Here is a 13,940-nt window from a genome sequence, read left to right on the forward strand (position 1 = left end):
CCAGCGCTAACGCAAGCTCGCTTGCGTCGGTGGTGTCTCGGATCTGGCTCCTGATGTAGTAATAGAGCCAATCGGTGTTACCACCTGCTCCAAACATCCTGGACGGCTTGGCACGACAAGCAACGCCTCGACGGCACGGGCATTTTTGGAAGACACACCCCCAGCAGCGGGGCCATCGCTAAGAGGAAGCGACGGCGAACAAACGCCACTCACCCGGCACACCCTTGAGGTCATGCGTGCCGCGATCCTCGAACTCGATTCCTGACCCGATCACGAGGTCACGCAGCGTGCTGGACACGAGTACGTCGTTTGCGTCGGCCAGTGCGCTCACCCGCGCGCCAATGTGCACGGCGATCCCGCCGATGTCGTCGCCACGCATTTCGCATTCGCCGGTGTGCAACCCGGAGCGCACCTCAAGGCCGAGCGCCTGCACTGCGTCGCGAATTGCCATGGCACAGCGGATCGCTCGTTGCGGGCCGTCGAACATCGCAAGGAAGCCATCACCAGAGGTGTTTACCTCGCTGCCTCGAAAGCGATTGAGTTGGACGCGCACGATGGCGTCGTGGGCGTCCAGCAGCGCATGCCAATCACGGTCGCCGATCTCCGCAGCACGGCGCGTCGAGTCCACGATGTCGGTGAACAACACGGTGGCAAGAACCCGGTCGTCGGCAACCTCTGCCTGGTGACCGGTGAGGAACTCGGCGATCGCCCGGAAGGATTCGCGCCATTCCGGTTCGACGAAGTGGTACATGTTGCGCCCAGGGAGTTCGACGTACTTCGCGCCCGGTATGTGATCAGCGATGTACTTGCCCCACGCGGGCGGGGTCAACGGGTCGTCGGTGTGGTGGACGACGAGGGTTGGCACGCGGACCGTGGGAAGCAGCGCCCGCACGTCGACTTCGGCCGCGAGGGGCTGCACGACTGCGATGGTCCCTGGGCTCGCCGCTTGGCGTTCCATTCGAGCCCAAGCTGCCCTGATCTCCTCGTTCCACGGCATGTCCGGATTCAAGACATGCTGTACCTCCCCCGTCCCCCATATGGCGGCAAAGGCAGCGAGGAGTTCCTCGGGATTGACGCCATCAGCGCGTTCAACCATCGGATTCGCGTAGCACTCCAGCACCACGAGCGCGGTGGTGCGGGACGGATGCGTCGCCGCGAACAGCGCCGCTGGCGCGAACGACCCGTCGAATGCGACGAGGATCGCTTCGCGACTCCCGAGATCGTCCAACACCGCGGTGATGCTGTCGGCCCATTGCTCCAATGTTGGTAGCGCCCCCGGCATGACTGGATCGGACGCTCCCGTGCCCGGCTGGTCGAAGAAGATCAGTCGACCGAGCGATGTCATCGTCTCGACCCACCCTTGAAGGGACGGTAGCTCTGGAAGATGCTCGCAACAGGTGGCCCAGTTCGGGACGAACACGATGTCGCGGGGACCTTCGGGTGAGGTGCGATAGGCGACGTGCAAGTCTCCGTTCAGCGCGTAGCGCGTCTCCGAGAACATTGCGGAAGTGTAAGCCGAGGAACGCGAAGATTACCGGAGTCAGGCCGCTTGGCTGATCGCCAACGAGTCGACGGCACCGTGGCGTGGACGTCGCCAACCGGACGGACCTACACGACCCGTCCGGGCAGCCGGCTGCTGTTTCCCGCGATGCGCGTTCCGACGGGCGAATTGCGATTCGCCACAACGCAATATCGGCCTTCCGACGATCGCGGAGTCATGAGGCCCAAGCGCCGTCGGACCCAACAGCAAGATCGAGACCGTCGAATCAATGCCGAACGCGCGTCAACGCCGCCCACATCACCGAACGCAACCAGCCGCCACCCTTCTAACCCGATCCCAAACCGGGCACGATGTCACCGAGGCTGAAGGTGACCGGCTGTTCGAGTTGGTCGTATGTGCACGAGCGCGGCTCGCGGTCCGGGCGCCACCGGCTGAACTGCGCGGTGTGACGAAAGCGCCGGCCTTCCATGTGGTCATAGCGAACCTCGACAACGCGCTCCGGACGCAGCGGCACGAACGAAAGATCCTTTCCGGCGTTCCAGCGCGAGAATTCGTTCTTTCGCGGCGTTCGTTCGCCGGCCTCGTGGGCAGCCCAATTCCACGGGTGGTCCTCGAACTCGGTGACGAGCTGCTGCAGGTCGGCGAACAGGCGCCGCCGTTCGGCCATCGGAAAAGCGCCGATCACCCCGACGGACGCGAGCTGACCATCGTCCTGGTAGAGCCCGAGCAGCAGCGAGCCGATGGCGTCGCCGCCGGACTTGTGCACGCGATAGCCGGCGACCACGCAATCGGCGGTCCGCTCGTGCTTGATCTTGAACATGACGCGCTTGTCGGGCTGATAGGTGACGGTCAGCGGCTTGGCGATGACACCGTCGAGGCCGGCCCCCTCGAATTCGTCGAACCAGCGCCGCGCAACTTCGACATCGGTGGTGGCAGGCGTGACATGGAACGAAGGCCCCGAGTCCGCCAGGGCATCGACGAGGGCGGCGCGCCGCTCGCTGAATGGTCGCCGCAGGTAGTCTTCGTCGCCCAGGGCGAGCAAGTCGAATGCGATGAAGGACGCAGGTGTCGCCTCGGCGAGCATCCGCACCCGCGAATCTGCCGGGTGGATGCGCTGTTGTAGCGCCTCGAAGTCCAGGCCGTGGTTGGTTGCGATGACGATCTCCCCGTCGATCACGCAACGCTCGGGCAGCTCCGCGCGGACCGCGGCCACCAAATCGGGGAAATAGCGCGTCATGGGCCGCTCGTTGCGGCTGCCCAGCTCCACTTCGTCGCGGTCACGGAAGCAGATGGACCTGAATCCGTCCCATTTCGGTTCGTATGACGCATTGGGCGGGATCGACCGCACCGATTTGGCAAGCATCGGCGACACCGGGGGCATGACGGGTAAGTCCATAGGCCGATTGTGCTGGAATCTTTGGTATGGCCGCTGCAGAAGAGCTCGACGTCGACGGTGTTGCGGTTCGCCTGACCAGTCCGGACAAGGTCTATTTCCCCAAGTTGGGTTCGAAAGGCACGAAGCGGCGGCTCGTCGAGTACTACCTCGCCGTGGCTGGTGGTCCGATGCTCGACGCGCTCCGTGACCGGCCCACCCATCTTCAGCGCTTCCCGGATGGCATCGACGGTGAGGAGATTTACCAGAAGCGGGTCCCGCAGCACCACCCCGACTATCTGCAGACGTGCCGGGTGACGTTCCCCTCCGGACGCACCGCCGACGCGCTGAAGGTGACGCACCCCTCCGCCATCGTGTGGGCGGCACAGATGGGCACCATCACCTTGCACCCGTGGCAGGTGCGCTGCCCGGATACCGACCATCCCGACGAGTTGCGCATCGACCTGGATCCGCAGCCCGGCGTCGCCTTCGAGCAGGCGCGCGAGGTCGCGGTCGACGTGCTGCGCCCGCTGCTCGACGAGCTCGGTCTGGTGGGATATCCGAAGACATCCGGTGGGCGCGGGATCCACGTCTTCCTTCGGATCGCCACCGACTGGGATTTCATCGAGGTACGCCGAGCCGGCATCGCGCTGGCCCGTGAAGTAGAGCGACGCGCGCCCGAGGCCGTCACCACTGCGTGGTGGAAAGAACAACGCGGCGAGCGCATCTTCATCGACTTCAATCAGAACGCCCGGGACCGCACCATGGCATCGGCGTACTCGGTACGCCCCACCCCGATCGCGACAGTGTCGACGCCGCTGACATGGGACCAACTGGCCGGCGCGGAACCGGACGACTACACCATCGCAACCGTTCCCGATCTGGTGAAGGGCCGCCAAGACCCCTGGGCCGCAATGAATGACGTGACGCAGTCGATCGCGCCCCTACTGGAGATCGCCGACGCCGACGAAGAGCGCGGCCTCGGCGATATGCCGTATCCGCCGAACTACCCGAAAATGCCGGGAGAACCGAAACGCGTTCAGCCCAGCCGGGATACGGACTTGAAGAAGAACGGAAAGGCGAAGTAATAGAGCTTCGGCCCATGGGTGCCGGGGACTGCACAGCTGCGATTGCGTTGTGCCACAGGACGTGCGGAGATTTGTCACAGTGACGTTGGCGCTGCGCCTAGTCGGCTTGGCGCGCTAACCCGCTAGCTGTGCGAAACGCTTGGTAGACAGGCGCTTCAAAGATCATCCGACGAAGTGTCGGTGCACTGACTGGCACGCCCCACGGCCGAAGGCAAGCCTGCAAAGTAGAGCGTGCCAGTAGCGCAACCCCGACGGCGATAAGACCGCCTATGGCGTGCAGGTGATCCCGGTGGCCCCACTGGTGCACGAGATAGTCGGCAACGTGCATCCGGAACTCGACAACGCGGTGAAGGCCAAGACCAAGCCGAGGACAACTCTGTACTTCATACGAGACATGAACCACTCCATCCATCTGAGGAGAAATGTTACGCCCGAGACAAGTTATATTACGTGAGTACAATCCGAAATGCTATTGGATTAAACAAAATTGCGACGATCCGGTGCGTCAACGTCTGCAGGCGTAACGACCACGGCCGAGAATTCCGTACCGGATTTCCCTGTGCCGCAGCGACTCAAGGAGATCGGTCACAGTGATGTCCGCACTGGTTTACTGGAGCGGCCACAGACGGCAGCGCGCCCGAACCGGCATTCGGCGGCAACGGATTTCGACACGATTGTGCCGATGCGCGCCAAAGCGCACTGTGAGCGCCCGGATAGCGCGATTCACTTTCATCGCCTGTGCGCGCACCACGCAAAGCGTGCGACTCGCTGCTCAGATAAGTGCTTGACTTGCAAGCAGTCTCATCTCGAGCAGGACGACGAGAGTCGGTGCGCTAACTGGCACGCCCAAGTACTCGGTAGCTTCAAAGCGGTCGTACCAAGGAAAGCGTGCCAGCAGCGCAACCCCTCGAAGGCCGAACGACCCCCTATGGCGTGCAGGTAACTCCGGTGGCTGCAGTGCTGCAGTCGATGACTAGCGGCACCGTGCAACCCGAGGATGTCAGCGCGGTGGCGGCCAGAATCAGCCCGAGGACAACCTTGTATTTCATACGAGACATGAACCACTCCATCCGTTAGAGGAGAGATGTACGCCCGAGGGGAGTTATATTACGTGAGTGCAATGCGGAATGCTATGGGATTCACTAAATTTGCGGCCGTCAACTTCAACTGATTGAAAGCGCGACATAGGGCATAGTCGCCGGCAGCACGGCCGGCGGATGCGTCCTTGATGGCGACCGAGAGCCTGATTTGCATTCATTTTCGAAATCTTCCGCATGGGCGGGTGGGGGGATAATATGGGCAGCAGCGCACGATCCGACCTACATTTCCAACAATGCAGGGCGATGCGAAACATGTTCGGGGGAACGGAGATACGGGCTTTGCACCGCCGACTATTGTCGGCGATCTCGGCATCTGCCGTGCCCCATTGCAATCCTGCCGGTGAACTCGGTAGGCTATCTGCACGACCACACTGACCGCGCCGGCGTATCCGCTCGTGCCAATTTTGGTCCGCTCCTCCCCGAACTACCGGCATCATGAATGCATTTCACCCAGAAGGATCATCGCGCCTTGTTGGGCCGGACCGTCGTTAGATTCCAAATCCGGTCAACCCGACCGAGAAAAGTAAGCTTATTCGCTATGCCGGTGGCTCTTCGTGCGTGGTGCGCAACGTTAGCTTTTGCGCTCTCGGTGCCGGCCAGTGTTGCCGCGGCGCTCGCGGCGCCGATCGGCGACGACACCGGCGACCGGCTGGTCGGCTGGGACACCTATCGACGGCTGGACCGGTTGCCGTATCTGCGCACCGACACGCAGGCCCTGCAGCTCTCCAGTTTCGACCGCAGCGGCGGAGATTTCGACCTCTCCACCGGTAACCGCAATGGCACCGGAGGATGCTTGACCTCCGGCGGTGCCGGCTGCGTCATCGCGGAGGACCGCGGTGCCGGCGAGGTGGATTCGATCTGGCTCACCCGCGACGGCGGCAAGGTGACCCGGATCGGGAATATCCGCGTCGAACTGGACGGACGAACCGTGCTCGACGCTCCCCTGCAATCGGTGGTCGACGGTGCATTGGGTGCGCCGTTCGAATGGCCGCTCGTTGCGAATGCGGCACAGTCGCCCGGCGGTGTGTACATCAAGGTGCCGATGCCCTACCGACAGTCGATGCGGATCAGCGTCGCATCGAATCTCGAGTACTACCACGTCGACTATCGCCAATTCTCGAGCGCCGTGGGCGTCTCCACTTTCTCGCCCGCCGACCGCGCGCTCGACGTGCTCGCCACGATGCGCGCCGCGGGCACCGTTGACCCCAAACCATCTGCGGCTGCGGCGGTTCACGACAACCGGGTTGTCGAGGTCCCGGCCCGGGCCGAGACGACCATCGCGGAATCGACCGGCCCGGGCACCATCTCGGCGTTACGGCTGCAACTGCCCGAACCGGCGGACCAACTGCTGAGCGGCTTGCGGCTGCAAATGGACTTCGACGGCCGCACCATGGTCGACTCCCCGCTCGGGGAGTTCTTCGGCGCCGGGCTGGGTGCCAATACCGTGCGGTCCCTGATGTTCGCCGTAGTCCAGCAGCCCGGAGGACCGCTGTCGCTGTCCGCATGGTGGCCCATGCCTTTCGCCCAGGCGGCCCGCATCACGCTTGTGAACACCACCGACGACCCGGTAGCCGGAATCGACAGCGACGTGACCACCGTCCCCGACGCCCAATGGGCGCCCGCACTGGCCAGCGGTCGCGCCGGCTACTTCACCGCTCGCTCGCATGCCGGGCCGACGGTCCCCGGCCAAGACTGGTTGTTCGCCGACGAACAGGGCCACGGGAAATTCGTCGGCGTCAGCCACACCATCCGCGGTTCTCGAATAAGGACCGCGTTCAGTGACGCCGCCCCTTACTTTCTCGAAGGGGCCGAACGCGTCTACACGGACGGCGCCGGGTCGCCCCAGTGGTATGGCACCGGTACCGAGGACCTCTACGAGGGTGGCTGGTATTTCAAGGACGGCACCCGCTTCAGCGACCCGCTCACCGGACAACCGGACCGGCGCACGGCCACCGCCGGCTGCGCCGACTACTGTGTCGCCGTCTATCGGCTCATGCTCGCCGACGCCATCGATTACCACTCCGCGATCCGCTTCGGCATCGAGCACGGTAAACGGAACATGGTTCAACCCGACTACAGCTCAACAGCTTTCCTCTACACGCAGCCGAATGACACCCTTACGCCTGGCGACAACGTTCGCCCGGGCGACCCGGTCAGCCGACTCCTGCACGGATACGCCGACACTGACGGCGCCGATCAGCTGCTGGTCAGCGAATATGAAGGCGCCGACGACACCCGTCCGGTGATCGGATCGGTCCGCGCCACTAACGCCGCGGTCACGTTCCACCTCGAGACCAACCCGGACAACCGCGGCATCCTGCTGCGCCGCACGTCGGATCAGGCGGACGGCTTCCAGTCGGCGGACATCACCATCGATGGCGTCCCCGTCGGGAATTGGCTGCAGCCCCGCAACAACAGCTTTCATCGCTGGCTCGACGACACGTACCTCTTGCCGCAATCGGTAACCGCGGGCAAAGCGCAGCTGACGATCACCCTCACGCCCGTACCCGACTCCCCGCCGTGGACGGCCAGTCGCTATGAGATCGAGACGCTGACCGGTTCAACCGATTAGACCGCGGCCGACCGCACCACCCGATTGGCGAGCAGGGCCACCACGACGCCCGTCAACCCGCCGACGGGAGCCATCAACGACGAGCATCCCGACAGCACGAAGAACCCGAACGCGGCGCCGACGGTCAGCAAGGTCGCGTGCACGGGCGTCCAGCGCGCCATCGACGGCAACCGGAACGACAAGCCCATGCCAAGGAGCAGCGCCAGAACGTGACCGAACGCGGTGAAGTCCGCGTCAGACGTGGCCACCAACCCGATGCCAAGCCACCAACCGATCCAGGCCGGACGCCAGCGCAACGGTATCGATGCGGTCAGGGCGCCCAGCACGCACACCGCGCCGTAGCTGATCCCGACATCGGTGGCCCGCGCGACCGAGAACGGCAACCATCCCGTCTCCACCGCGGCGACCAGCCCTACCGCGAGGATCAAGGTGGCGCCGATGTGGCCGACGGCAAAGGTGATCAGCAAGCCCCTACCGCGCCAGATGAGTTCGCCCAGCGCCAGCAGGCACACCAGCCCGGGCAACCAGAGATAGACGTTGCCCCCGTCGCTGACGAATGCGCTACCGACCAGGGCGGCCAGGTGGCCGTGCGCCAGGTTGTGCAGGTTGGTGCTCATTTCGCTGACGACCGAGGCGCGGGTGCGCGCACCCATAGCGGTCAGGGTGACGGAGACCGCGAGCAACAGGACGGCGTACGCCACAGTGACACGCAAGCGGTCGGCGCGTGCGCGAACGTTCGTGCTGGAAGACGTCATTGGCCGTTCCAACCGCGGTCGCGGGCCAGCAGGTCGGCCACGGTCTCCCGGCGCACCAGTTCTCGAGCGCGGCCGCCGGAGACCGCGACCAGCGGCGGCCGACCCACCAGGCTGAGGCTCGATACCGTCGAGTGCTGATAGGCGCCGGTGCAGGCCACCGCCAGCAGATCTCCGGGGTGGATGTCCGCGGGCAGCTCGATGTCGCGCGCGATCTCGTCACCGTGTCCATTCCGGCCCACGACGGTGACGGGTGTACTGGCGGTCGGGCGGTGGCGGTTCGCCAGTGCCACCGTGTATTTCGCGCCCATACGCCGCGGGTTGTCGGCCGGTCCGCCGTCCACCGCGACGAAGGTATGCCCGCCCGGCTGCCGCTTGACAGCTGTGACCCGGCACAGGGTCACCCCGGCGCGTGCGGCGATCGCCCGGCCTGGCTCGATCACGATCTTCGGCCGCGGGAATCCGCGCTCCGCGCAAGCGGATTCCAACGCGGCATCGACGGTGGCCCCGAGCGACCGCAGGTTGAGTTCCGGGTCGCCCGAACGGTATGGGATCGCGTGACCGCCGCCGAGATTGAGCTCAGTGAGCACGACCTGATGGTGTTCGCGGACCTCGGCCATCACGCCGATCATCTGCCGGATAGCCGCACCGTAGAGCGAGGCGTCGGTGAGGTGCGCCCCGAGTTGGCAGTGCAGCCCCACCAAGTCGAGCGACGGCTGGTCCACGACACGCCTGAGTGCCGCCTGGCCCCCCGACAGGGCGAAGCCGAATTTTTGGTCGGGCGCCCCGACGTCGGGAATGACCCGCACCAGGACGCGCTGCCGGTGACGCACCCGGCAGGCGAGCAGCGAGATCTCGCTGGGTGAGTCGATCACGATCCGCCCGACCCCGGCCTCGATCGCGTCACCGAGCTCAGTCGCGGTCTTCGCGCCGGCCAGGACGATCCGCGAGGGCGGGACGTCGGCAGCCAGCGCGGTGGCCAGCTCGGCGGCCGAGCAGACCTTCACGCCGGCCCCTTCGTCCGCGGCCCAGCGGGCCACGTCCACGCTGAACAACGCCTTGCCGCCGTAAATCAGCTCGGCATCGGGGAGCGTCGCGCGATAGCAGCGGATGCGGGCGCGAAAATCCTCCTCGTCCACCACGTGGATGGGGGTGCCGTACTCGGCGGCGATATCGTCGGCGGCGACGTCTCCGACGCACAATCGGCCCAGGTCGTCGACGTACGCACTGAGCGGCCAGACCGCGCGATCGAGGTGCGGGTTCAACCCGTGCCTCACCGACGGAAGCAGCTCGAAGAGCGTCATACCTCCACGGTGCCGGTCCGGCCGCGGGCGTGCCGCCGTCTTAACGAAGCCTTCACACCCGGGCGGTAAATCTTCACAGATCCGGAACACTGGCCGCGATCGAGGCGATCACCTCGTTCGCCGGCAGGATCGCGGTCGCGTAGTTCGGGATGTTCACCTCGAGCGCGGCGCGCATCTCCACGTCCGAATAGTCCGCCGTTGCGTCGCGCACCACGGTGACCTCGTAACCAAGCTCCGCGCCGTACCGCACCGTGGCCTCGAGGCAGGTGTGGGCGATCAGCCCCATGACGATGAGCCGATGAATGCCGTGCCGTTTGAGCTGCAGGTCCAAATCCGTATTGGCGAAACCACTTGAACACCAATGCTCATGGGCGACGACGTCGCCGGGCTGCGGTTCGAACCCGTCGCGTAGCTCGCCACCCCAGGTGCCGAACTCGAAGGTCTTGCGTGACCACGCCGCCTTCTGAACGGGGGCGATGTATTTCCACGTCTCGTAATCGCCGGGGCGGTATCGGCGATGCAGCGCGTAGAACACGCGGATATGCGCGGACCGCGCGGCGTCGAGCACCTGCCTCATGTGCGTGACGCAGTCGTTGCTCTCGATGACGTTCTTCAGGCGCTCCCACACCTTGCCGCCGGGGGAGATGAAGTCGTTGTACGGATCGATCACCACCAGCCCGGTGGTGTCCTTGTCAAATGTCACGCCGACATCATCCCTCTCCGGCATCTTGACTGCCCGGTCTACCTGCTGCTAGACATGGGTGCGCCGCGAATTTGGGCGATCGCCCAAACGGCGTGGAGGTGAAGCATCGATGACCGTCAGCAGCGACACGGACGTCTACTACGACCCCTACGACGTCGACATCAACGCCGACCCGTATCCGACGTACGCGCGGCTGCGCGAAGAGGCACCGATCTACTACAACGAGCGCTATGACTTCTGGGCGCTGTCCCGGCATTCCGACGTCGAGCGGGCGCTGGCCAACTGGGAGACGTTCTCCAGCAAGCGCAGTGACATCCTCGAGCTCATCCAGTCGAAATTCGACATGCCCGGTGGCGTCATGATGTTCCAAGATCCGCCCGAGCACACCAGGCTGCGCGGCCTGATGGCGCGAGTGTTCACGCCGCGCCGGATGGCCGCCCTCGAGGACCAGATTCGGCAATACTGCGTGCGGTGCCTGGACCCGCTCGTCGGCTCGCAAGGCTTCGACATCATCGCGGAGCTTGCCTCGATGATGCCGATGCGGGTGATCGGGATGCTGTTGGGAATCCCTGAGTCCGAACAAGTCTCGGTGCGCGACGCCAATGATGCCAACCTGCGCACCAAGCCGGGCGCACCGCTGAAGGTTGCCGACGCCGAGTCGATCGCCGACGGCCGGATCTACGCCGACTACGTGGAATGGCGGGCCAAGAACCCTTCCGACGACCTGATGACGACGCTGCTCAACGTCGAGTTCGACGATGAGCACGGGGTGCACCGAAAACTGACGCGCAAGGAGGTGCTGCACTACACGCAGGTGGTGGCCGGGGCGGGCAACGAAACGACCGGCCGGCTGATCGGCTGGCTGGCCAAGGTGCTCGCCGAGCATCCCGACCAGCGGCGCGCCGTCGATGAGGATCGGTCACTGTTGACCCGTACCGTCGACGAGACGCTGCGATTCGAGCCGACGGGGCCCCACGTCGCGCGTTGGATGGCAAGGGATTTCGAGTGTTACGGCTCGACGGTTCCGGCCGGCAGCGCCATGCTGCTGCTGTTCGGCGCCGCCAACCGCGACCACCGCCGCTACACCGATCCCGACACCTACAACGTCCGTCGCGACAACATCTCGCACATCACGTTCGGGAAGGGTGTGCACTACTGCCTCGGCGCCAACCTGGCCCGCCTGGAGGGCCGCATCGCGCTGGACGAGATCCTGAACCGCTGGCCCGAATGGGGTATCGACTACGACACGGCGCAATTGGCCTCGACGTCGACGGTGCGGGGCTGGGAGCGGCTGCGAGTCGTGTTGCCCTGATTCGGGTTAACTCGGCATCTCGAATCGGTCGACCATTCGGTTCATCAGCGAGATGGCCTCCTGGTGGCCGGTCGTCGCGCCCAGCGCCTGCTCCAGGATCAGCATGCGGCCGACCGCGGCGATGATGACCGCGATGCCGGCGGGTGGAAACTCCTCGGTGTTCAGGTCATTTTCGCGGACAATGAAATTCAGCGCGGTAATCTGCATTTCGCGCCACCGCTCGAACCAGGCGGCGATCTCGGCCCTGATGTCCTTGCGGTGGTTGGCCAGGCCCATGAACTCCAGCAGCAGGCGGGTGTCCTTCGGCTCGATGAGCGTTTCCCAGAAGGCGTGCAGGGGGCGGTCGGATGCCAACGCCCGCTGTTGGCGCTCCAGGTACGCGGCAGCGCCGCGCCGGAAGACATTCAGGTAGAGCTCGTCCATGGTGGGGAAGTAGTAGTGCACCAAGGCGGGCTTGACGCCGGCTTCGGCCGCCACCCGGCGTGACGTCGCCGCGGCGTAACCCTCGTCGACCATGATCTGGATCGTCGCGTCGATGAGCATGTCGCGCGTCGTGGAGTCCCTGGCCATCAACGGACCCTAATTTGGGCGATCGCTAAAAATCAACACGGCGTGTGAGACAAGCGCAGGCCAAGTTCATGATTAGGGAATCGACGACCGGGGAATTGCTCCGAACAGTTCAAAAAGTGAAGGAAAAAAACCGTGGCTCCAAGCTTCGAAGACGTCATCGCATCCAAATACCTGCTTCTGACCACATTCACCAAGGACGGCCGCCCGAAACCGACGGCGATCTGGGGTGTGCCCGACGGGGAGAAGCTCCTGGTCATCACCGACGACGGGTCGTGGAAAACAAAGCGGATCAACAACACGCCCCGGGTGACGATCGCCAAGAGCGGCGCCCTGGGCAAGCCGAAGAGCGAGCCGGTCGAAGCGATCGCGCGGGTCCTGCCGAAGTCGGAGACGCGGCGGGTGTACAACGCCGTGCTCAAGCGGTACTGGTACCACGCGTGGTGGTTTTACGCGCACTCGATCGTGCGCGGCGGCGTCGACAAGGTGCACGTGGGGCTGGAGATCAAGCCGGCCGCTTAGCGTCGCTCTTCGGATCGATCAGGATTTTCGCGTGCGCCTCGGGGTCACCGAGTGCCTCGAAAGCGGCTTCGACGCCGGACAACCCGACCGTCCCGGTGATCAGCGGCGCGACGTCGACCTTGCCGTCGGCGAGCATATGCAGGGTGTCACGGAACTCAAGTGGCGTGTAGCCGAGCACGAACCGCAGGTCGATTTCTTTGTTGATCGCCATGGCCGGTCGAATGCGGTCGGCACCCATGCAGACGCCGACGACGACGACCCGCGAGAACAGCGGCGCGCTGGAGATGATGTCGTCGATGATGCCCGGGACGCCGACGCATTCGAAGATGACGGGATGCTTGGGCGTTGCCGCGCCGGCGGCTTCGGCGGCGCGCCAGACGTGCCACCACGGCAGCCGCAGCCTTTGTAGCTTCTCGATCGTGCCGACCGCGAGGTCGAATGCCTCGAGGATGCCTTGCAGATGTTTGCGTCCGGCCTGGGTTGCGTACGCCGAGTCCTGTGCGGGGTCGACGACGATATCGGCGCCGCAGGCCGTCGCGAGCGCACGGCGGCCCGCCGAGAAGTCGCTCGCGACGACGGTGCGCACCCCATGCGACTTGAGCATGCAAATAACCGCGAGACCGATTGGCCCGCAGCCGATGACGATGGCGACGTCACCATTGCCCACCTCGCCGCGCCGAACGGCGTGCCACCCGACGGCCATCGGCTCGGTCAACGCGGCGACGTCGGGGGACAGTCCGTTCGGAACGGCGAACGTCAGCGACTGCTCGACCAGAAGCTGCTCGGCGTAGGCGCCCGGCGCCATGGTCGACAACCCGATCCCGTGCACCTCCTTGCCGCGCCGCAGTAGCGGCAGGGCGACGACAGGGGTCCCGGGCCGCGGGGCCTTGCGGGTGCCAGGACCGTAATCGAGTACCTCGCCGCAGAACTCATGGCCGAACACCACCTGCTGATCCGATCGCATGAACGCGTCATATCCCGACTCGGCCATCACGTCGGCGAGTTCGTCGCAGTGCCGCCGCGCGTGCAGGTCCGATCCGCAGATGCCACATCGGAGGACGTCGATCAGCAACTGGCCTTTGGCCGGCGTCGGTGTGGGTAGATCGACGACGTCCAGCTTCGCGTTGGTGCACGTTACGCTCTTCAT

The 13,940-nt window shown here is 64.9% G+C and carries 11 protein-coding genes; 4 read left to right on the forward strand and 7 right to left on the reverse strand.

Annotated elements, in window-relative coordinates; translation table 11 throughout:
* Positions 1-178: 178 nt before the first annotated feature.
* Entirely contained in the window at positions 179-1,501 is a 1,323-nt protein-coding gene (locus tag A5758_RS17230) for an adenylate/guanylate cyclase domain-containing protein (protein ID WP_067202466.1), read from the reverse strand.
* 325 nt (positions 1,502-1,826) lie between these two features.
* Positions 1,827-2,897 (reverse strand): ATP-dependent DNA ligase, encoded by a 1,071-nt coding sequence (locus A5758_RS17235; RefSeq protein WP_067742330.1) that lies wholly within the window; start codon positions 2,895-2,897, stop codon positions 1,827-1,829.
* 26 nt (positions 2,898-2,923) lie between these two features.
* On the opposite strand from A5758_RS17235, the gene ligD reads away from it, so the two are divergent.
* Together ligD and A5758_RS17245 are read left to right on the forward strand one after the other, a co-directional pair.
* Positions 2,924-3,961, forward strand: coding sequence for a non-homologous end-joining DNA ligase (ligD, locus tag A5758_RS17240; RefSeq protein ID WP_067742333.1), 1,038 nt, complete (start codon positions 2,924-2,926; stop codon positions 3,959-3,961).
* A 1,638-nt stretch (positions 3,962-5,599) separates the two neighbouring features.
* Positions 5,600-7,633 (forward strand): glycoside hydrolase family 172 protein, encoded by a 2,034-nt coding sequence (locus A5758_RS17245; RefSeq protein ID WP_082939739.1) that lies wholly within the window; start codon positions 5,600-5,602, stop codon positions 7,631-7,633.
* On the opposite strand, the gene A5758_RS17250 is transcribed toward A5758_RS17245, so the two are convergent.
* From A5758_RS17250 to A5758_RS17260, 3 genes are all read right to left on the reverse strand, one after another.
* Complete coding sequence (locus A5758_RS17250; protein WP_067742341.1) at positions 7,630-8,388, reverse strand: rhomboid-like protein; 759 nt, start codon at positions 8,386-8,388, stop codon at positions 7,630-7,632. The two genes, A5758_RS17245 and A5758_RS17250, sit on opposite strands and share 4 nt — an antisense overlap.
* Complete coding sequence (locus tag A5758_RS17255) at positions 8,385-9,689, reverse strand: diaminopimelate decarboxylase (protein ID WP_067742344.1); 1,305 nt, start codon at positions 9,687-9,689, stop codon at positions 8,385-8,387. The genes A5758_RS17250 and A5758_RS17255 overlap by 4 nt, the downstream gene beginning before the upstream one ends.
* Positions 9,690-9,762: 73 nt before the next feature.
* A complete protein-coding gene (locus A5758_RS17260) occupies positions 9,763-10,392 on the reverse strand; it encodes a cysteine hydrolase family protein (protein WP_231987343.1) in 630 nt (209 codons plus the stop codon).
* A 109-nt stretch (positions 10,393-10,501) separates the two neighbouring features.
* On the opposite strand from A5758_RS17260, the gene A5758_RS17265 reads away from it, so the two are divergent.
* Entirely contained in the window at positions 10,502-11,704 is a 1,203-nt protein-coding gene (locus tag A5758_RS17265) for a cytochrome P450 (protein WP_067742350.1), read from the forward strand.
* A gap of 6 nt (positions 11,705-11,710) precedes the next feature.
* On the opposite strand, the gene A5758_RS17270 is transcribed toward A5758_RS17265, so the two are convergent.
* A complete protein-coding gene (locus A5758_RS17270) occupies positions 11,711-12,247 on the reverse strand; it encodes a TetR/AcrR family transcriptional regulator (protein WP_067742427.1) in 537 nt (178 codons plus the stop codon).
* Between the two features lie 159 nt (positions 12,248-12,406).
* Here A5758_RS17270 and A5758_RS17275 point away from each other — a divergent pair, with 159 nt between their 5' ends.
* Positions 12,407-12,793 (forward strand): PPOX class F420-dependent oxidoreductase, encoded by a 387-nt coding sequence (locus A5758_RS17275; protein WP_067742353.1) that lies wholly within the window; start codon positions 12,407-12,409, stop codon positions 12,791-12,793.
* Here the strand turns inward: A5758_RS17275 and A5758_RS17280 are convergent.
* Entirely contained in the window at positions 12,777-13,940 is a 1,164-nt protein-coding gene (locus A5758_RS17280; protein ID WP_067742355.1) for a zinc-binding dehydrogenase, read from the reverse strand. The two genes, A5758_RS17275 and A5758_RS17280, sit on opposite strands and share 17 nt — an antisense overlap.

Origin of the sequence: Mycobacterium sp. 852014-50255_SCH5639931 (assembly GCF_001665605.1) — a bacterium.
GTDB classification, from domain to species: domain Bacteria; phylum Actinomycetota; class Actinomycetes; order Mycobacteriales; family Mycobacteriaceae; genus Mycobacterium; species Mycobacterium paraffinicum.

Excerpts from the sequence above, each read along its gene's own strand:
- A5758_RS17245 (WP_082939739.1), top strand. The coding sequence starts at position 5,600 with ATGCCGGTGGCTCTTCGTGCGTGGTGCGCAACGTTAGCTTTTGCGCTC.
- A5758_RS17280 (WP_067742355.1), bottom strand. The coding sequence starts at position 13,940 with ATGAAGAGCGTAACGTGCACCAACGCGAAGCTGGACGTCGTCGATCTA.
- ligD (WP_067742333.1), top strand. The coding sequence starts at position 2,924 with ATGGCCGCTGCAGAAGAGCTCGACGTCGACGGTGTTGCGGTTCGCCTG.
- A5758_RS17255 (WP_067742344.1), bottom strand. The coding sequence starts at position 9,689 with ATGACGCTCTTCGAGCTGCTTCCGTCGGTGAGGCACGGGTTGAACCCG.
- A5758_RS17270 (WP_067742427.1), bottom strand. The coding sequence starts at position 12,247 with ATGCTCATCGACGCGACGATCCAGATCATGGTCGACGAGGGTTACGCC.
- A5758_RS17230 (WP_067202466.1), bottom strand. The coding sequence starts at position 1,501 with ATGTTCTCGGAGACGCGCTACGCGCTGAACGGAGACTTGCACGTCGCC.
- A5758_RS17235 (WP_067742330.1), bottom strand. The coding sequence starts at position 2,897 with ATGGACTTACCCGTCATGCCCCCGGTGTCGCCGATGCTTGCCAAATCG.
- A5758_RS17250 (WP_067742341.1), bottom strand. The coding sequence starts at position 8,388 with ATGACGTCTTCCAGCACGAACGTTCGCGCACGCGCCGACCGCTTGCGT.
- A5758_RS17265 (WP_067742350.1), top strand. The coding sequence starts at position 10,502 with ATGACCGTCAGCAGCGACACGGACGTCTACTACGACCCCTACGACGTC.